1 pseudogene is annotated in these 442 nt (G+C 57.5%); it reads right to left on the bottom strand.

What is annotated here, in order from left to right:
• A pseudogene (locus tag ACMWKK_RS26285) lies at positions 1–442 on the bottom strand (type VI secretion system tube protein Hcp); the annotation flags it as partial.

Below are 442 nucleotides of genomic sequence, written 5' to 3'. Positions count from 1 at the left end.
GATATCAGACCCGCTACCGCTTTATCCGTTTTGGCAATCACGCCCGTATCCGCAATCCCCAGCGACTGGCCAATCAGGCTGTCGGGTTTGCCCGCTTCGGTGCCGATACCGTCGATATACAGTGACGCCTGGGCCGCTGTACTGTCGGGTAACAGATCGGTCTGATACAACGTGTGCAGCCAGTGCACATTGGTGTAATACCCGATGTAGCTGCCTGCACCGGTGCCGGACACCCCAAACTCCTCGCGAGCACACCGGGCCATAATGACCTCAGCTTCCGCGCTGGTGTAGTCGAAGTGCCTGGCCGTACAGGCTTTAATCATGTTCTCCGTGTTTACGGCATTATTCCCCGTACCGTCAAAAAACAGGCCTATCGTCAGCGTCACGTCTTGCGGCGCGGGAGAATCTGACTCAGACGGCGTGGAAAGCGGTGGAGTGAAGG

Source organism: Enterobacter sp. 01-M-03-SI-ECC, from assembly GCF_047530215.1.
Classification (GTDB): domain Bacteria; phylum Pseudomonadota; class Gammaproteobacteria; order Enterobacterales; family Enterobacteriaceae; genus Enterobacter; species Enterobacter chengduensis.
Note: the sequence above shows the minus strand (reverse complement) of the source record. Positions and strands in the feature narration are given on the sequence as shown.